Genomic DNA, 21,754 nt, shown 5'->3' on the forward strand with positions numbered 1-21,754 from the left:
GCGATCGATCGGACGGCTGATCGACACCGGATCGGTCGCACCTTCGTGCGCTCTCGGTCGGCCACTGCGGCACGCTGGCAGGCTTCGTACGGTCTCAGTCGCCCCGTTCGGCGATCCGTACGTCGCCGCTGACGGCGTCGACGGCGACCTGGACCGGCCCGGACTCGGTCTCGAGGTCGACGATCCACGACCCGCTGGTTCGGTGTGGCTCCCCGACGATCGAAACGTCCGCGTAGCCGGCGTCTTCGGCGGTCTCTCTGGCGAGGCGGGTCGCCTCATCGACGTCCTCGATGCGGATCTCGTCGGTCAGCCTGACGGTGACGACCGGCACGTCGGCCATCCGGACGAGTCGTTCGGTGACGCTGCCGACGAGGACCCGATCGAGCCCGGTCCGTCCTTGGGTCCCCATGACGATCAGGTCCGCCCCTGACTCGTCCGCGTAGTCGAGGATCGCCTCGTGTGGCACTCCCCGGCGGACCGCCGTCGTCACCGGAAGGTCGTCGTCCCGCGCGTCGGCCTCGACGCGGGCGACGGCGCGCTGGGCCGCTCGCTCCGCCTCGTCGCTCTCGAGCGTCCCGAGCGGCCCCTCCGGCACGACCGACAGCGCGTGGACCGTCGCGTCGAACCGATCGGCGATCGTCAGTCCGTGGGCGATCGCCCGTCGCGTACCGTCGCTGCCGTCGGTCGGAATGAGCACGTCCTGGTACATCGTTTGGGGGTGGGTTAGGAGCACGCCCGTAAATACCCTCGACCCGGTTCGGGCCCGTTCGCCGCTCGATCGCGACGTCGTTCGATTCCGTCCGTGGGACGCGTGCCCCGGATGGAGCGGCGTCGCTTCGTCAAACCTGCAGTACTGTTACCTTCGGTAAAGAAAACCGGGCATTGAACCGAACAATGTAAATCTTTTTTACGATACACGGCAACGTCCCCCACGAGGCATGTCAAATCTTGTCACTAACGTCGCGGCAGCCGTCGAGGAGTACGGCGACACCCCCGCGATCGGATTCCAGGGCGAGGAGACCACGTACGAGGAGTTCTGGGCGCAGGCGGGCGCGTTCGCCGCCGCCCTCGAGGAACGCGGTCTCGGCGCGGACGACCGGGTCGCGATCTACCTGCCGAACGTCCCGCCGTTCGTGATCGCCTTCCACGGGACGCTCCGGGCCGGCGGGGTCGTCGTCCCGATGAACCCGCAGTACAAGGCCCGCGAGATCGGCCACCTGCTCGGCGACAGCGAGGCCAGGGTGGTCGTCACGCTCGCCGACCTCGTCCCGTTCGTCAACGAGGTACGGGACGACACGTCGGTCGAGCACGTCGTCAGCGTGGGCGGCGAGGCGGAGGACGCGACGCCGTTCGAGGAGTTCCTCGTCCGCGGCGCGCCCGAGATCGTCGATCGGGCCGACGACGACGTCGCGGTCCAGCCCTACACCAGCGGGACGACCGGCCAGCCCAAGGGCGTCCAGTTGACTCACGAGAACCTCGCGTCCAACGCCGACATGGCGGATCAACTCATCCCCGACGGCATCCGCCCGGACGACAAGCAACTCGGCGTCCTGCCGCTGTTCCACATCTACGGGATGACCGTCGTGATGAATTCGACGCTGTTCAACGGCGGCACGTACTACGCGGTCCCCGAGTGGGACGCCCAGGAGGCCGTTTCGATCGTCGAGGACGAGGAACTGACGCTGATGCACGGCGTCCCGGCGATGTACAACGACATCATCAACCAGCCCGACGCCGAGGAGTTCGACCTCTCCTCGCTGCGGCTCTGTGGCGTCGGCGGCTCCGGCATTCCGGTCGAGGTCCTGCGCCAGTTCGAGGACCGCTACGAACCGAAAATCTACGAGGGCTACGGCCTGACCGAGACGAGTCCGATCACCCACTTCAACAGCCCGATCGAGGGCCGGCGCGTCGGCAGCATCGGCAAGACCGTCCCCGGCGTCGACTCGAAGGTCGTCGACGAGAACTTCGAGGCGGTGCCGCCGGTCGAGGAAGGGCCGATCGACGAAGACGACGCAAATCTCGGCGAGGTCACCGGCGAACTCGTCGTCTCCGGTCCGAACGTGATGAAAGGCTACTACGGCCTGCCAGAGGCCAACGAGGAGGCGTTCACGGAGGAAGACGGCAAACGCTGGTTCCACACGGGCGACCTGGGCTATCACGACGAGGACGGCTTCTTCTACGTCGTCGATCGCGAGAAGCACATGATCGTCACCGGCGGCTACAACGTCTACCCGCGGGAGGTCGAGGAACTCCTCTTCGAGCACGAGGCCGTCGCCGACGCCGCCGTGGTCGGGATTCCCGACGAGCGCCGCGGCGAGACCGTCAAGGCGTTCGTCGTTCCCACGCCCGACGCGGACGTCACGCCCGACGATCTCAAGCAGTACTGCCTGACCAACCTCGCGGAGTACAAACACCCCCGCGAGGTCGAGTTCGTCGAGGAACTCCCGCGGACGACGACCGGCAAGGTCCAGAAGTTCAAACTCCGCGACCGCGACGAATCGGCCGCGGAGGCAGAGTGATGGCGCTCGGTGACGCAGTCCGCCTCGAGATCGAGGACGACGGCGTTGCGACGATCACGCTCGACCAGCCCGATCGCCGGAACGCGCTCTCGGCGGAGATCGGCGCGGGCATCGTGGCGGCCCTCGACGAGATCGAGGAGAGCGACGCTCGCTGCGTCGTGGTCGAGGGGTCTGGCGGGTCGTTCTCCGCCGGCGGGGACGTCGAGGCGATGATCGAGGGCATCCAGGGCGACGTGCCGATCGACGAGCGGGTTCGCCACCTCGAGCGGACGACCAACGAGACGATGGCGCGACTCGTCACGTTCCCGCTGCCGACGATCCTGGTCGACGGGCCCGCCGTCGGCGCGGGCGCGAACCTCGCGCTGGCCTGTGACATCCAGGTCGCGACCGAGGACGCCGCCTTCGGGTTCGTCTTCCGGCAGGTGGGACTGAGCGTCGACGCCGGCACGTCCTACCTCCTCCCGCGGGTCGTCGGCGAGAACGTCGCCCAGGAACTGGTCCTGACGGGCGACATCGTCGGCGCGGACCGCGCCGAGGAACTCGGCCTCGTCAACCACGTCTACGGTGACGACGAGTTCGACGAGCGGGTCGCGGATCTGGTGGAGACGATCGTCTCCGGCCCGCCCGTGGCGATGCGACAGATGAACCGCCTGGTCCGCGAGGGGCTGGACAAGTCCATCGAGCAGGCCCTGATCGACGAGGCGACCGCGCAGGGCATCGTCTTCGGGACCGACGACCACGAGGAGGGCGTCACTGCCTTCTTCGAGGATCGCGATCCGGAGTTCGAGGGCCGGTAGGAGCCAGCTGTCGGCAATTGGGCCCCTCCAGCTACGATTCGTTTTCGAACGGCAGTTGCCGGGCTCGAACCTGTCGCGCTCTCGGCGATCGATCAGTCGCGTCCGGGTCCGATCGGAACGAGCGTCGAGACGCGCGCGTTCTCCTTGAGTTCGAGGCCGCCGTCCGGGACGGTGAGCGGAATCAGGGGGAGATGCGACGCGACCTGGACGGTGGGGTGTGACCCCCCGCGGGCGAGGAGTTCGTTCCGCGGCTGGAGGAGCAACGGCCGATCGGGGTCGGTGAGGAACTCGTTGTGCTGGACGACGTACTGGCCGCCGTCGAGGTCCCACCAGCCGTAGTCGTCGTCGGGGTTGCGGAGACCGGTCGGGACCGGTTCGAGGCCGGCGTCCTCGAGTTCGTCGCCGCCGAAGTCGATGCGACCGGGGTCAACGACCTCGTAGATCGCGCTGACCGTCAGATCGATTCCCCCTTCGTGTACCTGTACCGGTTCGTACACCAGGTTGTCGACGATGTCGGCGAGCGGGTTCTCGGCGGACATATCGGGTCGAATGACGATCCGGAACGGCAAAAAGGGTACCGTACCGACGTCGCCGATCGGCTACCGCGCGGATTCGATCGCTCGCGCCACCCGGAGTGCCGTCGTCTCGTCGTGCCAGTCCGCGATCACCTGCAACCCGACGGGCGCGCCGGCTCGATCGTCGTCGGCGTCGGCGCCGGATTCGCCACACGGTACCGAGACGGCCGGCGACCCGGTCAGGTTGAACGGCGCGGTGTTGGCCATCGTTCGCAACAGGCTGTCCATCCCCTGCACCGCGCCGAGCGCGGGCGCCGTCGTGGGCGTCGTCGGGGTCACCAGCGCGTCGACGTCGATGAACTGCTCGCGAACGGTCGCCGTGAACCGACGCCGGAAGTCCGCGGCCGCGACGTAGTGTCGGCCCCCGAGCGCCTCGTTGAGCGCGCCGTTGTAGAGCAACTGCTCGCGGACGTTCTCGCCGAACTCGCAGTCCGCAGTGGCGTCGACGATCGCGTCGCGGAGGCACTTCGTCGTCCCCGTTCCCAACCCGTACTGGACGCCGCGGTCGGCGACGAACGCGGCGAACTCGGCCCCGATGAGCGTCCCCGCCGCCGCGCCGACGAGGTCGTAGCCCTCGATCGAGACCCGATCGATCGTCGCGCCGGCCGCCGCGAGGTCGTCGAGGGAGGTCTCGATCGCGTCGCGAACGTCGTCCGTCGCGAGTGCCATCGACTCCTCGACGACGCCTATGGTCTGCCCGTCGACGCCCGCGTCGAGCGCCGCCGGGAACGACGATCGGGCGCGCCCGGCCGGCGTCGCGTGGGTCGACGGATCCGCGATGTCCGGCCCGGCGATCGCGTCGAGTACGGTCGCCGCGGTTTCGACGTCGGACGCCAGCGGGCCGACGTGATCGAGCGACGGCGACAGGTCGACGACGCCGAACCGGGAGACGAGCCGGTGGGTCGGTTTGATCCCGACCACGCCGCAGAACGAGGCGGGGATGCGGATCGAGCCGGCGGTGTCGGTCCCGAGCGCGGCGTCGACGAGTCCGCCCGCGACCGCCGCGCCGCTCCCGCTCGAGGAGCCGCCCGGCACCCGACCGTCGGCGGCGGGGTTCTCGATCCGCCCGTGGGCGCAGGTCTCGCCGGTCGTGAAGTAGGCGAACTCGTCCATGTTCGTCGTCCCGACGATCGACGCGCCGTCGGCCCGGAGCCGTTCGACGACCGTCGCGCTGTAGGGCGGCGTGTATGAGAAGCCGGACGATCCGCACGTGGTCTCGACGCCGGCGACGACCGTGTTCTCCTTGACCGCGACGTCGAGCCCTGCGAGCGGGCCGTCCGTCGCGGCCGGCGGGAAGTCGAATTCCCGCCGGAATGCGTTGTACGGATCGTCACCCGGGCGCACGTCGGCTGGTTCGTCGCTGACCGGTGGCTCCACCTCGAACGCCTCGGCGGTCGCCGCGAGCGTTCGGATCGTCTCGCGGTGGGCCGGACGGTCGTCGTCGGCGACCGTCATCCCGTACCGATCGGCGACGCGCTCGATCGTCTCGTCGAGGAGGTCGTCGTCCATGGCCTGCGGTTCCAGAGCAGGCCCCAAATACGTCTGCCTCCCGGAACGCTATGTAGTCCGCGTCCGACGGTCCCGTATGGTCGAGGTACTCACGCCGGAGATCACCCGGTTCGTTCGCGCGGTCGGTCCGGAGCCAGACGAGACGCTCCGCGAGATGGACGAGCACGCCGAACGGGAGGGGTTCCCCCACGTCGGCCCCGAAGTCGGCGCGTTCCTCCGGTTCGTCGCACGACTCGCCGACGCGGAGCGGATCTTCGAGTTCGGTTCCGGCTACGGCTACTCGGCGTACTGGTTCGCCGACGCGCTCCCGGAGGGCGGCGAAATCGTCCTCACGGAGGTCGACGAGGACGAACTCGACCTCGCCCGCGAGTACATGCAGAAGGGGGGATACGACGATCGCGCCCGGTACGAACTCGGGGACGCGATGGACGCGATCGAGCGCTACGACGGCCCGTTCGAGGTCGTCCTGATCGACCACCAGAAACACCGCTACGCGGATGCGTTCGAGGCGGTCCGGTCGAAGGTGCCGGTCGGCGGGACGATCGTCGCGGACAACGCGATCACGGCCGGCCCGATCGAGTTCGAGAAACTGCTGGCCCTGGCCGAGGGTGGAGCGCCCGACGACGTGAACGACCACACCCAGGGGATCGCCGACTACCTCGAGCGCGTGACCGCCGATCCGGCCTTCGAGACGATCGTGTTGCCGCTCGGCGAAGGAATCGCGGTGAGTTACCGGGTCGAGTGAGCGCCGCCAGTCGTCGGGGAAGAATCAGTAGTCAGAGGGCGTTTCGCCGTCGAGAACCTGTTCTTCCGGGATGTCGGTGACGGCGTGGGAGCCGTACTCCCGGAACCCGAGAAACGCGGTCGTCCCGCAGGCCGACAGCAACGTCGCCCACGTGACGGCGGTGACGGCGAGACCGATCGCGTCGGACGGCCCGTAGACGATCGAGCCGAGGGTTTCGAGCCCGATGGCGTGAAGCGGAGCGATCGCGAGGAAGGCAACCCAGTAGCCGAGCGCGGCGACCGCGAGGGTCCGTCGGGACACCGCGCTGGCGTACCTGGCGAGGGCGTAGACGCCAGCGACGGCGAGTGCGGTCGCGCCGAGCGTCGGCGCGAGCGCGTCGACCGGCCCGGTCGCGACGCCGGCGACGGCGAACGAGGCGAACGAAACGGCGAGCAGGAACCGATCCGACCGATGTGCTGTCTGGATCACGTCAGGCACCGTTTTGCTGGGAAGAGTGTGCCATCGTACAAATACCTGTTGGGCCGCCACGGCCGCCGATCAGTCGTCGAGAACGCGTTCCTCGGGCGTGGGACGTCCCGGGTGGATACCGTACGTGGCGAAGCCGTAGAGGATCGTTATCGCCACGGCACAGCAGAGCACGGCGCCGGCGATCGACTCGAGGACGATCGCGGCAAGCGGTCCGGCGAGGGCGTCGCCGACGGCCGCCGCCGACTCGCTCTCGGGGGCCGTCACGAGTGCGTACGGCAGGAAGGCGACGAACGCGAGGACCCACCACCGTCGCGTTGCGAGACGGAGTCGATCGGGGGTGTACTCGCGGGCGCCGCTGGCCACGCCAGCCACGCCGGCGGCGACCAACAGCAGGGCCGGGACCATCCGGTACGGCGAGGTCAAGCCGGTATTAACCGCGACGCCGACGGCGACGAGAGCGACGGAGCCGACGAGGTGAGCCGATTCCGGGACCGAAAACGGGCGAGTCATGCCTGCTGAGGGGGTTGCGGGTCGGCCTACATAACCCTCCCGAACCGCCGCCGACGAACCGCGGGTCGGCTCCGTGCGATCTCGTGGCGACGACAACAAAGGACGTATTACCAGTGCCGACAAGACGGGGGTGAACACGAATGTGGAACGCAATCCAGGAGACGGCGACGCAAATGCTGGCGCGCGTCCGGCGAGCGGCCCCGTCGAGGGGCGACGTCGCCTCCAGGTTTGCGGGCCGCGGCGTGCTGGCGGCCGCGAGGCGACACTGGAAGCGACGCGTCACGGAACGGCCCGATCGGTACCAGGCGTACGTCTCGTTCCCGACCGACGGCGAGCAGTCGGAGGTCGGCGACGTCCACGACTGCATCGAGGACCTGGAACGCGTTTTCGAGGGGCGCCTCGACGTGTACGCACGCACGAACGGGATCGCGGTCGTCAGCGATCGCGTTTCCGCCGCCCAGTTCGACAGGGACGCCTTCGAACGCGCCGTCGCGCGGATCGAGGACTATTACGCCGACACCCACAGAATCGCACGACTCGAGAAGTGGCGGCCGGGTGGCGATCGACTCGTCAAGTCGTTCGTGATCGTCCCGGTCAAGCCGCTCTTTCCGCGCGAGTCGTCCGAAAAAGCGCCGCGGGTTCGGTCGGCCGCGGAGTAACTCGTACTGCGCGGATCAGTCGTCGTCGCTCGGACCGGGGCCGGGTTCGGAGCCCGGTTCGCGGTCGGCGCCGCGCGACTGGCTGCGGGATGGCTCGGCCGATCCCGATCGCCCGCCGCTGCTGGAACCTTCTTCGGGCGCCATCCTGGAGGTGCGCCCCATCCAGTTGTCGATGTTGTCGGCGACGTAGTCCTTGCCGCCCCAGCCGAACGCGACGCCCGCACCGATGGCGACGGCCGCGGCGAGTCCCCACGCGAGCGCTCGCGCGAAGACGTAGAGGATCCCCACGTCGATCCCCATCGTGTCGAGGCCGATGACGATCGCCGTGAAGTAAAGGAACATCCGGGCGCCGTTGGCGAACCAGCCGGCGTAGGCGGATTCCGTCGCCGCCCGCGTTCGCTCGATGACGTCACCGATGAAGTCGGCGACGACGAAGCCGAGGACGATGACGAGCAGGCCGGCGATGAACGCCGGCAGGTACGAGACGGCCGTCGAGATCCACTCCGACAGCGTCGCGATCGCGAGGGCGTTCGCTGCCGCCAGGAACGCGAGCGCGTAGACGAACCACTTCGCGAGCGATCCGAACGCGCTGGAGACGGCCCGTTCGGTGCCGCCGAGTATGCGGCCCAGCGGCGTCTCGAGGACCATTCGATCGAGTTCGATACCGTCGGCGATGCGCCGGACGACGCCCGCGGCGATCCGACCGATGATCCAGCCGACGAGGAGAATCACGAGCGCGCCGACGAGGCGCGGGAGGAACGTCACCAGTTCGGCGACGGGATCCTGGAGCCATTCGGGTACCTGCGCTTGAGCGGGATGTGGCTGTAGCATGTGCAATTGGCGTTGCCGGCGGCCGTCCTTTGTAATTGAGTGCCTATCGATCTATCGTGAAATCAACCAGTCGTCGCCGAAGACGACGACGCTATTGAAGTGTCCGTTATCCCGAATTGCGCGACGCACGGACCGTGACGGATCGATGGCGGAATCGACTGCCGGACTCGCCCGAAGCGGGGTAGGGGGATGCGACGAACGCCGTGCCCGCTAGCGATAACCGACAATTGGATTCGCCGCCGCGGTCCGCTGAAGCCAGTCCGGCGTGGCGCGGGCGGCGTCGAGACGCGACCCCCGCGAGTATCTACCGAGTTTCATTCATGATCGATCGGCGAGAGGTCGGCCGTTCGTCGGTCGTCGCGGGCGTCGATCGAGGGGGTCGGTCCGGTTGAAACCGTGAACCCGGGAACGACGCCGGTCTGGACGGGTCGATCGACGGAATCGAGTCGGTGCGAATGGGATCGAATCCGGTTCGAGCGATAGCTTCCGTAACGATCGATTAGTCCGATTGCGCCTGCAACTGCCGGGAGCGGAGCTATCAGTCGTCGTCAGGCCGCGATTCCACGTACGGTTCCGGCAGAAGTACCTCCCTCGGTTTGTCGTCGAGCCACTCGAGAAGGGCGACGAGCTGGTCCGTCGCGGCCTCGAACAGCCGTTCGCCGACCTCGGGGGTCGCGTCGGTCTGGTCGCCGAAGACGCCGTTCGGACTGTTCTCGATCGAGTCGTAGAACGTGCGCGCGCCGTGGACCAGCGCGGCGTCGTAGTCGAACGTCGCGCCGCCGTCGCGGGCGTCCTCGAGTCGATCCGTCCGGACGAGTTCCTCGGCGATGTGCATGATCATGGCCGTCTCCTTCGGCCCGCCGTGGGGGCCGGGCGTCTCGAAAACCTCCTCGATGAGTTCGGGGATCGACTCGTCCCACATCCACTCGATCGCGTACGCCGTCTCGTCCTCGTGGAGTCGCCGACCGACCTCCTGGAGGTGGGCGACGTTGCCCCCGTGGGCGTTGACGTAGACGATGCGATCGATCCCGTGGGTGGTGAGGTTCCGCGAGAAACTCTCGACGAAGTCCCGAAAGACCGGGGCATCGACCCACATCGTGCCGGGGAACTGTCGGTGGTGCGAACTGACGCCGATCCGGAGCGGCGGGGTACACAGGAAGCCGGTCCGGTCGGTCGCTTCGCGAGCGAGCGCCTCGGCGATCAGGTGATCCGTCCCTTCGGGGAGGTGCGGGCCGTGCTGTTCGGTCGAACCGATCGGGACGACGGCGAGCGATTCGTCGGTGACGTACCCCGATAGCTCGGGCCACGTTCGGTGTGGAAGGTACATGAGTGTCGATAACACCGGATCCGCAAAACTTGTGGGGTCACCTGTCGCACCGAATCGGCCGTCGTCACGATCGGGATGATAAACCTTAATAGATTTTGGCGGTTGAGTTATTATATGGCAGTTGTCAGCGTCTCGATGCCCGACGAACTTCTCGAGCGACTCGACCAGTTCGCCGACGAACACGGCTATACCGGCCGAAGCGAGGTCGTCAGGGAGGCCTCGCGGAACCTGCTCGGCGAGTTCGAGGAGACGAGACTCGAGGACCGGGACCTGATGGGAATCGTCACCGTCCTCTTCGATTACGAGACCACGAGCGTCGAAGAGCGCATGATGCACCTGCGTCACGAACACGAGGACCTCGTCGCCTCGAACTTCCACAGCCACGTCGGCGACCACTTCTGCATGGAACTGTTCGTGCTCGAGGGCGAACTCGAGGACATCTCGACGTTCGTCGGGAAGATTCGGGCGACGAGAGACGCGCTGACCGTCGATTACTCCGTGACCCCCGTCGACGAGTTCGACCCGATCGCCCGGGAGACATAGACGGGAATCCGCCGAAACCCCTCCGCTGAGTTACAGACACCAGTATCGTTTTACTGGTGTCCCATCGAAGTACTCTACATGTCCTACCGGAAGGTCAACTACGAGGAGGTCGATCAGGTCTCGAGCGCGATGCACTTTCTCAGCGATCCGCTGGAGACCGAACAGGTCGGGGTGACGGTAGCCCGCTGCGATCCCGGCTGGAAGAGCAAACCACACGATCACACGGACAACGACCACGAGGAGGTCTACGTGCTGATCGAGGGCGAGGCGACGGTCGTCGTCGACGACGATCCCGTGGCGATGGAGACCGGCGACGCGCTGTGGCTCCCGCCGGAGTCGACCCGCCAGATCCGCAACGGCGATCGGGAGAGCGCGTTCGTGCTCGTCAGCGCCCCCGGTATCGCGGACGAAGACAGCGACGACGCCGAATGGCTCCTCTCGGGATTCGCCGGCTGATACGGATCGTTGTAACGTTTTACCGGCGATCGCCCGACCGGGGCGGCGATCACCGGTGAAGAATCACAACAGACCGTACGAGGCCGTCGGGACGGTTTAGTGACTCGGCGTCGTCGTCGCCGACGGGGACTGCGATGTACTCGAAACACCACGCGGCCGTCTCGTTCGTCGTCGCCCTGCTCGTCGCGTACGCGCTCTCGCCGGTCGCCGTCGCCGGCGTCTCCCTGCCGATTCCGCTCGTCGTCGCCTACGGAACCGCCGTCGGCGTCCTCGTCGATCTCGACCACTTTCTCATCGCACGACTCAAGACCGGGACCTGGGACGCCGTCCGGTTCTGTTGCTCGAACCCTGTCGCCGCCGTCGCCGACCAGCGCCGGATCTTCGATCGGGGCGACGTCGGCGTCCTCTCGCGGCTCCTGAGCCACCTCGTGATCGCCGGGCTACTCGTTCCGGTCCTCGCCGTGGTGAGCGTCCCGCTCGCGGTCCTGACGGCCGTCGTCCTCTACGTCCACTTCGTCAGCGACCTGGCGTGGGATATCTGGCGGTTCGATCGGTTCGCGGACGTGCCGCGGGACGAACTCGTCCGAGAACTTCGGTGAGCGATCGCGTGTCCTGCGATCGGCGACGTGGCGACCTTGCATCGTTGCCCCTCGCCCTTTTGGGTATTGCCATGGATGACGAGGCATGGACCTGCTCGACGACAGCATCGTCCCGGAACACGCCCGCGATGTCAAGGAAGAGGCCCGCGACTTTGCCCGAGACCACATCGAACCCAACGCCCAGGAGTACTTTCAGGCGGGTGAGTATCCCCACGAGATCCTCGAGGCAGGCCAGGAGGCCAATCTGGTCGCACAGGACATCCCCGAGGAGTGGGGTGGCCGGGGGCTGGACCTGCCGCAGTTGCTCGCGCTCACCGAGGAGTTCTACCGGGCCGACGCCGGCATCGCGCTGACGCTCCAGCTCGCGAGTTTCGGCTGCGAGATCACCTACGAGTACGGCTCCGACGAGCAGTGCGAGGAGTACATCCGGCCGGTCGCCGAGGGCGAGCAACTCTCGGGGCTGGCCGTCTCGGAGCCGGAGACGGGCAGCGACCTCGCTGGAATGCAGACCCGTGCGGAGAAAGACGGCGACGAGTACGTGCTCGACGGCGAGAAGTACTGGATCGGCAACGGCGTCGAGGCGGACTGGGTGACCCTCTACGCGCGGACGGGCGACGACGAGGACAACCGGTACGGGAACCACTCCATGTTCATCGTCCCGACCGACGCCGACGGCTACGAGGCCGAACACATCCCGGAGAAGATGGCGATGCGCGCATCGAAGCAAGCCCACATCACCCTGGACGACTGCCGGATCCCCGAGGAGAACCTGATCGGCCACGAGGGAGCCGGGTTCATGATGCTCGCGGACTTCTTCAACCACGGCCGCGTCGTCGTCGCCGGGCACGGCCTCGGTCTCGCCGCGGCCGCGATCGAGGCGGCCTGGGAGTTCACGCACGATCGCGAGGAGTTCGGCCGGACGATCAACGAGTTCCAGGCGGTCCAGCACGGCCTCGCCGACATGCTCATCGAGTTCGAGAGCGCCCGGACGCTCACCTGGCGTGCCTGCGAGAAGGTCGAGAACCGCGAGAACGCGGGCTACTGGGCGGCGATGGCCAAGACCAAGGCGACCGAGACGGCCGTCGAGGTCTCCGAGCAGGGGATGCAGTTCCACGGCGGCCGATCGATCCTCGACGAACGCCGCATCGCCCGCGTCTACCGGGACGCACGGATCCCGGTCATCTACGAGGGGGCGAACGAGGTCCAGCGCAACCTCGTCTACGGACAGGCGGCGTGAGAACTCACGCCTCGGTCTCGCGACCACTCCGGGGCGAGCGATCCAGCCGACCGGTTCGGTCGAAAGATCAATCAGTTCGCCAGCCATTCGTGCAGGTAGACCACGCCCGTCGCGAGGGAGGTGTTGCGCTATCGCGAATCCGACCCACGTGAACCGACCACGCGTCCTCTGTGTGAGCAGCGATCGCTCGACGCGTGCGTCCATCACGCTCGCCCTGACCGACACGCCGGTCAACGTCGTCATCGCCCAGGACGCGGCGGCGGCCGTCGATCGGCTGCAGACGGAGTCGATCGACGCGATCGTCGTCGACGCGCGATCGATCGACGACCTCTCGGCACTCGTCGGTGCGGTCGAGTCCACCGCGTCGGAGACGCCGACGTTCGTCAACTGGGGCCGGAACGCCGCGGACTCCGTCGACGTGCTGGCGGAGGTCGTCGCGCAGGCCGACGAGACCGATTCGACGGAGCGACTGGCGGCCGCGGTGACCGAACGGATCGGGACCGAGGTGGGCGAAGCGCCGACCGCCCGGTCCCACGGGGACGGAATCGACGGGACCGGCCCCCCGGATCTCGACGCGATCGTCGCGGCCGTCCGACGGCGACTCGTGGACGTCACCTCGGCGGTGGCCGTCGAACGGGTCCTCCGCGAGGAGTTCACCGGCGGCGATCGGTTCACGTTCGCGTGGGTCGGCGAGTACGATCGGGGCGAACGGGAAATCATCCCGTGGTTGACCGATCCACAGGCGATGGAGTGGCCGATGCAACGGACGTTCGGCATCGGCGACGGCGACAACTCGCTTCTCGAACGGACGATGCGCTCCCAGGAGTTACAGGTCCTCTCGCCCGTTGCCAGCAGGGTGGACGCCGTCCCGTTCGGCGATCACGCGGTCGATCGCGACGTCGAGAGCGTCGCCGTCGCGCCGCTGGCCTCCGCCGACGAGTTCTACGGCGTGTTCGTCGTCTACGCTCCCGATCGGCTCTCGGAGCACGAGCGGAACGCGATCGCGTCGGTCGCCGACACGGCCTCGCACGTGCTCGAGTCGATCGCGATTCGCGGGCGACTCGACCAGCAGGAACGGACGCTTCACCGGTACGAGCGCCTCGTCGAGACGGCGGGCGACGGGATGTACGTCGTCGACGATACGGGGCACTTCATGACCGTCAACGACGCGCTCGTCGAGATGACCGGCTACAGCCGCGAGGGACTGCTGGGCGAACACGTCTCGATCGTCTTCGATCGGGACGACGTCGAGTCCGGCGAAGCGATCGTTCAGCGGCTTCTCGACGACCGGAAGAGTACGGCAGCCATCGAGGTCGCGCTCGAGACCAAGGCCGGATCGACGATCCCCTGCGAGGTCAAGGTCGCCATCCTCGAACGGGACGGTTCGTCCCTCGGCTCCGTCGGCGTCGTCCGCGACGTCACGGCGCGAAAACGCAGCGAACGAAAACTCCGCGAACAGAACGAACGCCTCGACGCGTTCGCGCGGATCGTGAGCCACGACCTCCGGAACCCGCTGGGCGTCTCACAGGGCTATCTCGACCTGCTGGAAGAGACCGGTTCGCTCGAGCACGTCGACAGTGTTCGCGACGGACTCGACCGGATGGAGTCGATTATCGAGGACGTGCTCGCGATCGCCCGGGACGGCGAGTGGGCGACGGCCGTCGAACGCGTCGATCTCGAAACGGTGGCCGCCGAGGCGTGGGAGCACGTCACCACGGAAGGGGCGACCCTCTCGATTACGGAAACGATGGTCCTCGAGGCCGATCGATCGCGGTTCCTGCGACTGCTCGAGAACTGTTTCCGCAACGCCATCGAACACGGCGGAAACGACGTCACCATCCGCCTCGGCCCACTGGGGACGGCCAGTGACGACGACGCACCGGCTGACACTCGAGGGTTCTTCGTCGAAGACGACGGCCGCGGCCTCCCCGACGATCTTCAAGATCGGCTGTTCGATCCGTCGGTGTCCTCGTCGTCGGAAGGGCTCGGAATCGGGCTCTGGATCGTCAGAGAGGTCGCGACCGGACACGACTGGTCGATCACGGCGACCGAAAGCGAGGATGGCGGGGCTCGGTTCGAGTTCGAACTCGCGGGCGATAGCAGCCACTGAAAATCGATGCAGCCCCGATCGCAGGACGACTTCGCGATCAGTGTGTAACTCGTTTCAGTGGCCACTATAGTTCTCGGACTGGAGGTCCTGGAACGCACCGACGAAGTCGTCGTGGGAGGACATCCGCGAGACGATCTCGTCGACCCGTTTCTCGAGTGCTTCGACGCGATCACACAGCTCCAGGTACTCGTCGTTCGCGGCCAGTTCACGGTCCGCTTTCTCGGACTCGAGCAGCGCCTTCTTCGAGACGAGTGCGTAGTACTCCTTGATGTCGGACTCGTAGTCCGATCGATCGGCGACGTCTTCCACCATGGCGACGAGTTCGTCCTTCGAAACGGGCTTGACGAGGTAGTCGTCGAACCCCATTTCGATGATGTCGAAGTCGGGGTCGACCGCCGTCACCATGACGACGCGGCAGTCGTATCCCTCGGCCCGGATATCCTCGAGAACCTCGTCACCGGAGAGCCCCGGCATACGCCGGTCGAGCAGGACGACGCCGACGGAATCAGCCATCTTCTCGAGGGCGTCCGAGCCGTCGTAAGCCGTTTCGACAGTCCAGTCGGTGCCGAGCCACGCGGCAAACAGATCCGCCAGACGAGTTTCGTCGTCCACGACGAGGACGTCCGGCCCGTCACTCACTGGCTGCCCCTCCGTTCTCGTCATCGATTACAGCCACGGCTCACACATGGATGCTCTCTGTGATAAATCTCGCGACCAGTTGTCAGGCCCCTCCTATTCCTGGACGCCCCTCGCGGTGCCCGCAACGGCCCGAGGATCGCGTTTTCGACCCGACCGGCCGTGAGACGGTCGGGACGAAAAACTCGGTTCGGATCGATCGCCGGGCGGTCCTACTTCCCTTCGAACTCGGGTTCGTCGTCGCCGAAGAAGGCGTTGATCCCCTCGTGGACGTCCTCGGAGTTGACGACGTGTCCGAAGCCCATGGATTCGACCTCGAGTCCGGCCTCGTGGTTGTCCCAGCCCTTCTGCATCGCACGCTTCGTAAAGCGCATCGCGAGCGGCGGGCCGCCCGCAAGCTTCGCGGCGTAGTCGTGAGCGGCCGACTCGAACTCGTCAGGCTCGACGACCTCGTTTACGAACCCGAACTCCGCCATCTCATCGGCGGGGAACCGCTCCGCGGTGAAGATAATTTCCTTCGCACGCCCCATGCCGACGATGCGCTGAAGACGCTGCGTGCCACCCCACCCGGGGAGCAGACCGAGGTTGAACTCGGGCTGGCCGAACTCCGATCGCGAACTGGCGATTCGGACGTCCGCACAGGTCGCGAGTTCCATGCCGCCGCCGAGGCAGTAGCCGTCGATGGCGGCCACGACCGGCATCTCGAGTTCCTCCAGGCGGCCGAACGTTTCCTGGCCGTACTTCGAGAGTTCGACCGCATCGAAGGGATCGGCGCCACCGCCGGCGATGCTCATGAAGTCCGCACCCGCGGAGAACGCCTTCGAACCGGCGCCCGTGAGGAGGAGTGCGCGAACGCTGTCGTCGTCGTCGACGACGTCGATCGCGGTGTCGAGTTCCTCGATGAGCTCCAGGCTGATGGAGTTCATCTGCTGGGGACGATCGAGTTCGATCTGTGCGACCTTGTCGCCGGGGTAGGTCAGCTCGATCGTGTCGAAATCCGGCGCCCTGTCCCCTTCGTCCGCGTCGTCGTCGTAGAACCCACCCTCTTCCGCGGCGGTGGCGAGGTAGTCGAAGGGTTCGTACCGCGGGTGGCCGGTTTCCTCGTAGGCGTCCCGGAGCGCTTCGGAGAGCGCGGCGACGCCGTATTCGTCGGCGAACTTCGCGGGCCCTTTCGGCCAGCGCCCGCCGAGCTTGACCGCGGTGTCGATCTCCTCGGGCGACGCGACGCCGTCGCCGACGAGGAAGGCGACTTCGTTCGCGAGCACGGCGAGCAGGCGCTCCTTGACGGTCTCGTTGAACAGGTCGTCGTCCATGGAGACGTCCGCGCCGTCACCGTCCTCGTAGTCGTAGAAGCCTTTGCCGGACTTCTGGCCGAACTCCTCGTTCTCGACTTTCGCTTCCATCAGCGGGCACGGTTCGTAGCGCTCGCCCGCGACCTCGTTCATGTAGTCGAGGACGTGGTAGCCGACGTCGATGCCGACGTAGTCCGCGAGTTCGAAACTCCCCATCGGCATCCCGATATCGAATTTCGTCGTCGCGTCGACCTCCGCGATGGTGGCAACGTCGTCTTCCACGAGCCACGCGGCCTCGTTCATGAGGGGAACGAGGATCCGGTTGACGACGAACCCGGGGACGTCCTTCCGGACGCGCACCGGCGTCTTCCCGAAGTCCTTTGCGAGCGCCTCGATGACGTCGAGCGTCGCGTCTTCGGTGTGCTCGCCGGAGATGACCTCGACGAGGTCCATCCGGATCGGCGGGTTGAAAAAGTGCATCCCACAGAACGCCTCCGGACGATCCGTGAACTCGGAGAGCTCCGTAATGGAGAGCGAGGACGTGTTCGTCGTGAACACCGCGTGGTCGGGGGCGTACTCCTCCACGTCCGTCCACGTGTCCCGCTTGATCTCCATCTTTTCCGGGACGGCCTCGATGACGACGTCCGCGTCCGCGACCGTTTCCTCGAGATCGACGAGCGGCGTCACGCGATCGAGCGCTTCCTCGGCGTCGCTCTCGGTGATCTGGTCGTTCTCCGCCAGCTTGCCGAGCGACCACTCGATCTGCTCGTAGCCGTTCTGGACGAACTCGTCTTTGATATCGCGCATATTCACGTCGTACCCGGCCATGGCGGCGACCTCCGCGATACCGTGGCCCATGTTCCCCGCTCCGAGAACTGCGATGGTGTTGATATCTTCCAGTTCCATGGTCACGTATGCTATCGGCACCGGTTTCAACGTTTCCCTATTCGGCAAAGGAAACTGCAGTTCTGTTTACTCCTGGTTACAAAGGACTTTATCGGTGGCATGATAACGATCGTCCATGGAATTCGGACTCACCGAAGAACAGGAGCAAATTCGGGAAGAAGTGCAACGCTTCGCCGAAAACGAGATCGAACCCGTCGCCGAGGAGTACGACGAGGAGGAGAAGTACCCCCACGATGTCGTCGACAAGGCCGCCGAGATGGGGCTGACGGGCGCGTACATCCCGATGGAGTACGGCGGCGCGGGCTACTCCATCCTCGACACCGCGATCATCACGGAGGAACTGTTCTCCTACGATCCCGGTATCGCACTCTCGATCGTCTCGACCTCGTTCGGCTGCGAGGCGATCATGAACTTCGGGACCGAGGATCAGAAGGAACGCTTCTTAGAGCCCGTCGCGATGGGCGAAAAGATCTCCGGCGCCGCGATCTCGGAGCCCGACACCGGATCGGACGTCTCCTCGGTCTCGACCGCGGCCGAGAAGGACGGCGACGAGTGGGTGATCAACGGCAACAAGATGTGGATCACCAACGGGACCGTCGGCGACTTCTTCGTCGTCCTCTGTAAGACCAACCCCGACGCCGAGGGTCGCTACAACGGCTTCAGCCAGATCATCGTCGAGTCCGATCGCGACGGCTTCTCGGCCGACAAGATCACCGGCAAACTCGGCATCCGCGCCTCCGACACGGCGGAACTCATCTTCGACGACGTGCGCGTGCCCGAGGAGAACCTCGTCGGCACCCGCGACGCCGCGTTCATGCAGCAGATGCAGTTCTTCGACGAAACGCGGACCGCCGTCGCCGCGCAGGGCGTCGGCATCGCGAAGGGTGCGACCCGCGCCGCCCTCGAGTACGCTCAGGACCGCGAACAGTTCGGCCAGTCGATCAGCGAGTTCCAGGCGATCCAGCACAAACTCGCCGAGATGGCGACGGACACCGAGGCCGCGCGCAACCTGACCTACAAGTCCGCCTGGAACGTCGACCAGGGCAACGACATCACCAAACTCGCCTCGATGGCCAAGGAGTACGCCTCCCGCGTCGCCGTCGACGTCGCCAACGAGGCCGTCCAGATCCACGGTGGCTCCGGCTACGTCAACGACTTCCCGGTCGAACGCTTCTACCGCGACGCCAAGATCACCCAGATCTACGAGGGCACCACGGAGATCCAGAAGAACGTCATCGCCCGCGAACTGCTCGGCAAAGGTTTCTAGAGACGAACTTTTGCTCTGCGTGCGGTCGCCTGTGGCGACCGCACTCGGCAAAATCTTCAAAAGAGCGCGAAGCGCTCTTTTGGACCTCGCGGGATCTTCGATCCCGCTCAGCTTCGATGAAAAGCCTCCTTCCTCCGTTCTCTCGCTCCTTGCAGTCGCTCGGTCACATCAGTCGTCGGCCCGCTCGCTCGTCCTTCGGACTCGCTCGCGGTACAAGGGCAGGAGACACTGCCTGTCCTCCCCCGAATCGCGTGCTCGGCGAGAATCGCCGAGCACGCTCTCGGCCATCAGCGACGCCCTCGTTCTCGATCGGTCTCCGTCATCCGTCACTGTCGGAATCGGAATCTCCGTCGTCACTATCGGAGTCGGTGTCCCTGCCCTCGGTATCGGAATCGGTATCTCCATCATCGCGATCAGAATCGGAATCAGTGTCGCCACCGATCCGATCGGAATCAGTGTCGGTGTCTCCGGTCCCGCTACTCGTCGGTCGTCGATCGACGCCGCGCGTGTGGGAGCGAGCGGTCGCCGATCGCTCCGGTTCGCCGGGACCCGACTCGTTCGGCGACGTGGTTTCCGTCGCGGGCACGAAACTGGGCTCGAAGACGTACAGGACGACGGGCGGAAGGACGTACGAGCCGATCGCGAGCGCCGCGAACCACGGATCGACGAAGACGAGAATGCCGAAAATCGCTAGCGCCGCGGTCGCGGCCGTGTGAATCGCCGTAGCCGTGTACCGGCGGTAGAAGGACCAGAAGTCCCGAATCCGGCTCCCGATCGTCGGCGACATCATCGGATCGACGTACGTTCTCCGGAGGGAAATCCGTTCGTGCGCGTCGGCCGTGGTCACTGGGGACCGGTTGGGCCGGGGACGACGCCGTTTCAGTCGCGACCGCGGCTCGTTCCCCCGCCGCGTCCGGGTCGATCGAGGCCGACGGCCTGACCGCTCCGGTTCGGATCGGCCGCGCCGGTGAGTTCGTCCTCGTCGATGTCGATGACCTGCACGTTACCGAGGGTGCTCGGTTCGTCGTCCCAGTTCAGGCCCCACTCGTCGGAGGTCTCGCGAGCCTCCTCCGGGACGCCGTCGTCCCAGCCGACGCTACCGTAACAGTGGGTGTAGACGTTCGGCTCCGTCACTGCCTCGAGCGGGTCCAGCCCGTAGACGTACCGGTAGAGGATCGTCTGCAGCGTCGTGGAGATGATCGACCAGCCGCCGGGGGAGCCGGCGGTGAACTCCGGCCGTCCGTCGTTCAGGACCATCGTGGGGCTCATGCTGCTCAGCGGGCGCTTCCACCCCTCCGGCTCGTTCGGGCCGCCCGGCTGGAAGTCGAAGTCCGTGAGTTCGTTGTTGATCATGAAGCCGCGACCGGGCACCATCTTGCCCGAGCCCATGAACTGCTCGATGGTCGACGTGTACGCGACGGCGTTGCCCCACCGATCGACGACCGAGAAGTGGGTCGTGTGACCGCCCGTGTCGTACTTCAGGGGGTCCCCGCCGCCGAAGCAGCCCTCGGTGTCCTCCATGACCGACGATCCGAGTTCGATCATCGACGCGCGCTCTCGCAGGTACTCGTCCGAGAGCAGGCCGTCGATGGGAACGTCGACGAACTCGGGATCGCCCATGTACTCCATGCGATCGCCCCACGCGACGACCGTCGCCTCGGCGATGAGGTGGTACATCTCGGGCGATCGGAGGTCGTACTCGTCGATGTCGAGGAACTCGAGCATCCGGAGGATCATCGCCACGACGGAGGGGCCGGAACTCGGGAGCGGCTGCCCGACGAGTTCGACGTCGTACCACTCCTTGCGAACCGGATCTTCGTGTGTCACGTCGTAGGCCGCGAGGTCGTCCTCGTCGACGGCGTGTTCGGACTCCCGGGCGTGGCGCTGGATCTCCGCCGCGAGGTCCTCGGCGATCGGTCCCTCGTAGAACGCCTCGGCCCCGCCGCGCTTGATACGAGCCAGGGTCTCGGCGAGGTCCGGGTTCGTCATGGTGTCACCCTCCCGGTAGAGGGTCCCGTTCTCGTCGCTGAAGGTCTCGAGAGCCGCGTCGTTGAACTTCCAGGTGTTGTTCGCGATCTGCTCGGCGAGGAACCAGTCGACGGTGAACCCGTCGCGGGCGAGTTCGATCGCGGGGGTGATCAGTCGCCCGCGCGGCCGGCTGCCGTAGCGTTCGCGGGCGGTCTCGAGCCCCATCACCGTGCCGGGGACGCCCATCGCCTCACCGGTCTGGATCGCGGCGTCGAAGGGGATCCCCTCGCCGTTCTCGTCGAGGAACATCTCCGGAACCGCGCCCCGAGAGGCGCGTTCGCGGCAGTTGACGATCTCGACCGAATCGGACGCGGCGTCGTAGACGACCATGAACCCGCCGCCGCCGATACCCGACCCGTGGGGTTGCGTGACGGTCAGGACGTACTGGAGCGCGATCGCGGCGTCGACCGCGTTCCCGCCCTCCCGGAGGACGCGCGCCGCGACGCCGCCCGCGATCGGATCGACCGTCGAGACCATCCCGTCCGCGGCAGTCACCTCCTGGCCGCAGGTGAACTGCGGGTGGTCGCAACGGAACCCGGAGACGTCCGTGACCTCCTGGTACTCCGCGTCGGCGGTTGCCGGGTTCGATCCGACCGCCAGTGCGCCGGCCGTCGTCCCGGTAAGAGCGAGGAACCGACGGCGATCGATTCGCCGCCCGCTCCCGTCGAGGCAATCTTGTTGTCGTCCGTTCGACGTATTGTATCTTCCCGCCATAGGCACGAACAAAGTACTGTGACGAA

At 66.5% G+C, this 21,754-nt stretch carries 21 protein-coding genes; 10 read left to right on the forward strand and 11 right to left on the reverse strand.

The features are described 5' to 3' along the window. Positions 1-94: 94 nt before the first annotated feature. Positions 95-709 (reverse strand): universal stress protein, encoded by a 615-nt coding sequence (locus AC6I6X_RS15025; RefSeq protein ID WP_497931359.1) that lies wholly within the window; start codon positions 707-709, stop codon positions 95-97. A gap of 229 nt (positions 710-938) precedes the next feature. Here AC6I6X_RS15025 and AC6I6X_RS15030 point away from each other — a divergent pair, with 229 nt between their 5' ends. Next, positions 939-2,519, forward strand: a complete 1,581-nt coding sequence (locus AC6I6X_RS15030; RefSeq protein ID WP_497931360.1) for a long-chain-fatty-acid--CoA ligase — start codon at positions 939-941, stop codon at positions 2,517-2,519. Next, a complete protein-coding gene (locus AC6I6X_RS15035; protein WP_497931361.1) occupies positions 2,519-3,316 on the forward strand; it encodes an enoyl-CoA hydratase/isomerase family protein in 798 nt (265 codons plus the stop codon). Before AC6I6X_RS15030 ends, AC6I6X_RS15035 begins: the two co-directional genes overlap by 1 nt. A 92-nt stretch (positions 3,317-3,408) precedes the next feature. On the opposite strand, the gene AC6I6X_RS15040 is transcribed toward AC6I6X_RS15035, so the two are convergent. Both AC6I6X_RS15040 and AC6I6X_RS15045 read right to left on the reverse strand, forming a co-directional pair. Then, on the reverse strand, positions 3,409-3,855 hold the full coding sequence (locus tag AC6I6X_RS15040; RefSeq protein WP_497931362.1) for a dCTP deaminase/dUTPase family protein: 447 nt from the start codon (positions 3,853-3,855) through the stop codon (positions 3,409-3,411). A 60-nt stretch (positions 3,856-3,915) separates the two neighbouring features. Further along, on the reverse strand, positions 3,916-5,400 hold the full coding sequence (locus tag AC6I6X_RS15045; protein WP_497931363.1) for an amidase: 1,485 nt from the start codon (positions 5,398-5,400) through the stop codon (positions 3,916-3,918). Between the two features lie 76 nt (positions 5,401-5,476). Here AC6I6X_RS15045 and AC6I6X_RS15050 point away from each other — a divergent pair, with 76 nt between their 5' ends. After that, positions 5,477-6,145: an O-methyltransferase gene (locus AC6I6X_RS15050; protein ID WP_497931364.1), complete on the forward strand. Its 669-nt coding sequence runs from the start codon at positions 5,477-5,479 to the stop codon at positions 6,143-6,145. A gap of 24 nt (positions 6,146-6,169) precedes the next feature. Here the strand turns inward: AC6I6X_RS15050 and AC6I6X_RS15055 are convergent, their stop codons facing one another. Beyond that, complete coding sequence (locus AC6I6X_RS15055) at positions 6,170-6,622, reverse strand: hypothetical protein (RefSeq protein ID WP_497931365.1); 453 nt, start codon at positions 6,620-6,622, stop codon at positions 6,170-6,172. 60 nt (positions 6,623-6,682) lie between these two features. Continuing rightward, on the reverse strand, positions 6,683-7,123 hold the full coding sequence (locus tag AC6I6X_RS15060) for a DUF1467 domain-containing protein (protein WP_497931366.1): 441 nt from the start codon (positions 7,121-7,123) through the stop codon (positions 6,683-6,685). A 140-nt stretch (positions 7,124-7,263) separates the two neighbouring features. Between AC6I6X_RS15060 and AC6I6X_RS15065 the strand changes: the two genes are divergently transcribed. Beyond that, positions 7,264-7,782: a hypothetical protein gene (locus AC6I6X_RS15065; protein ID WP_497931367.1), complete on the forward strand. Its 519-nt coding sequence runs from the start codon at positions 7,264-7,266 to the stop codon at positions 7,780-7,782. A 15-nt stretch (positions 7,783-7,797) separates the two neighbouring features. On the opposite strand, the gene AC6I6X_RS15070 is transcribed toward AC6I6X_RS15065, so the two are convergent. Both AC6I6X_RS15070 and AC6I6X_RS15075 read right to left on the reverse strand, forming a co-directional pair. Beyond that, positions 7,798-8,613, reverse strand: a complete 816-nt coding sequence (locus AC6I6X_RS15070) for a mechanosensitive ion channel family protein (protein ID WP_497931368.1) — start codon at positions 8,611-8,613, stop codon at positions 7,798-7,800. A 538-nt stretch (positions 8,614-9,151) separates the two neighbouring features. After that, complete coding sequence (locus AC6I6X_RS15075; protein ID WP_497931369.1) at positions 9,152-9,940, reverse strand: creatininase family protein; 789 nt, start codon at positions 9,938-9,940, stop codon at positions 9,152-9,154. 114 nt (positions 9,941-10,054) lie between these two features. Here AC6I6X_RS15075 and nikR point away from each other — a divergent pair, with 114 nt between their 5' ends. From nikR to AC6I6X_RS15100, 5 genes are all read left to right on the forward strand, one after another. Continuing rightward, positions 10,055-10,483, forward strand: coding sequence for a nickel-responsive transcriptional regulator NikR (nikR, locus tag AC6I6X_RS15080; protein WP_497931370.1), 429 nt, complete (start codon positions 10,055-10,057; stop codon positions 10,481-10,483). A gap of 78 nt (positions 10,484-10,561) precedes the next feature. After that, positions 10,562-10,939: a cupin domain-containing protein gene (locus AC6I6X_RS15085; protein ID WP_497931371.1), complete on the forward strand. Its 378-nt coding sequence runs from the start codon at positions 10,562-10,564 to the stop codon at positions 10,937-10,939. Between the two features lie 134 nt (positions 10,940-11,073). Next, positions 11,074-11,538, forward strand: a complete 465-nt coding sequence (locus AC6I6X_RS15090) for a hypothetical protein (protein ID WP_497931372.1) — start codon at positions 11,074-11,076, stop codon at positions 11,536-11,538. Between the two features lie 85 nt (positions 11,539-11,623). Next, a complete protein-coding gene (locus tag AC6I6X_RS15095) occupies positions 11,624-12,775 on the forward strand; it encodes an acyl-CoA dehydrogenase family protein (protein WP_497931373.1) in 1,152 nt (383 codons plus the stop codon). 148 nt (positions 12,776-12,923) lie between these two features. Beyond that, positions 12,924-14,885: a PAS domain S-box protein gene (locus tag AC6I6X_RS15100; RefSeq protein ID WP_497931374.1), complete on the forward strand. Its 1,962-nt coding sequence runs from the start codon at positions 12,924-12,926 to the stop codon at positions 14,883-14,885. A gap of 54 nt (positions 14,886-14,939) precedes the next feature. Here AC6I6X_RS15100 and AC6I6X_RS15105 read toward each other — a convergent pair whose 3' ends face one another. Together AC6I6X_RS15105 and AC6I6X_RS15110 are read right to left on the reverse strand one after the other, a co-directional pair. After that, positions 14,940-15,524 carry a response regulator transcription factor gene (locus tag AC6I6X_RS15105; protein ID WP_497931860.1) on the reverse strand — a complete coding sequence of 195 codons (585 nt, stop codon included), beginning with the start codon at positions 15,522-15,524 and terminating at the stop codon, positions 14,940-14,942. Positions 15,525-15,733: 209 nt separating this feature from the next. Next, on the reverse strand, positions 15,734-17,719 hold the full coding sequence (locus tag AC6I6X_RS15110; protein WP_497931376.1) for a 3-hydroxyacyl-CoA dehydrogenase/enoyl-CoA hydratase family protein: 1,986 nt from the start codon (positions 17,717-17,719) through the stop codon (positions 15,734-15,736). Positions 17,720-17,834: 115 nt separating this feature from the next. Between AC6I6X_RS15110 and AC6I6X_RS15115 the strand changes: the two genes are divergently transcribed. Continuing rightward, a complete protein-coding gene (locus AC6I6X_RS15115; protein ID WP_497931377.1) occupies positions 17,835-18,986 on the forward strand; it encodes an acyl-CoA dehydrogenase family protein in 1,152 nt (383 codons plus the stop codon). A 319-nt stretch (positions 18,987-19,305) separates the two neighbouring features. Here AC6I6X_RS15115 and AC6I6X_RS15120 read toward each other — a convergent pair whose 3' ends face one another. Together AC6I6X_RS15120 and ggt are read right to left on the reverse strand one after the other, a co-directional pair. Beyond that, positions 19,306-19,773, reverse strand: a complete 468-nt coding sequence (locus tag AC6I6X_RS15120) for a hypothetical protein (RefSeq protein ID WP_497931861.1) — start codon at positions 19,771-19,773, stop codon at positions 19,306-19,308. Between the two features lie 92 nt (positions 19,774-19,865). Next, positions 19,866-21,728 (reverse strand): gamma-glutamyltransferase, encoded by a 1,863-nt coding sequence (gene ggt / locus AC6I6X_RS15125; RefSeq protein WP_497931378.1) that lies wholly within the window; start codon positions 21,726-21,728, stop codon positions 19,866-19,868. Positions 21,729-21,754: the final 26 nt, after the last annotated feature.

This window comes from Halosolutus sp. YCN4, assembly GCF_059736495.1.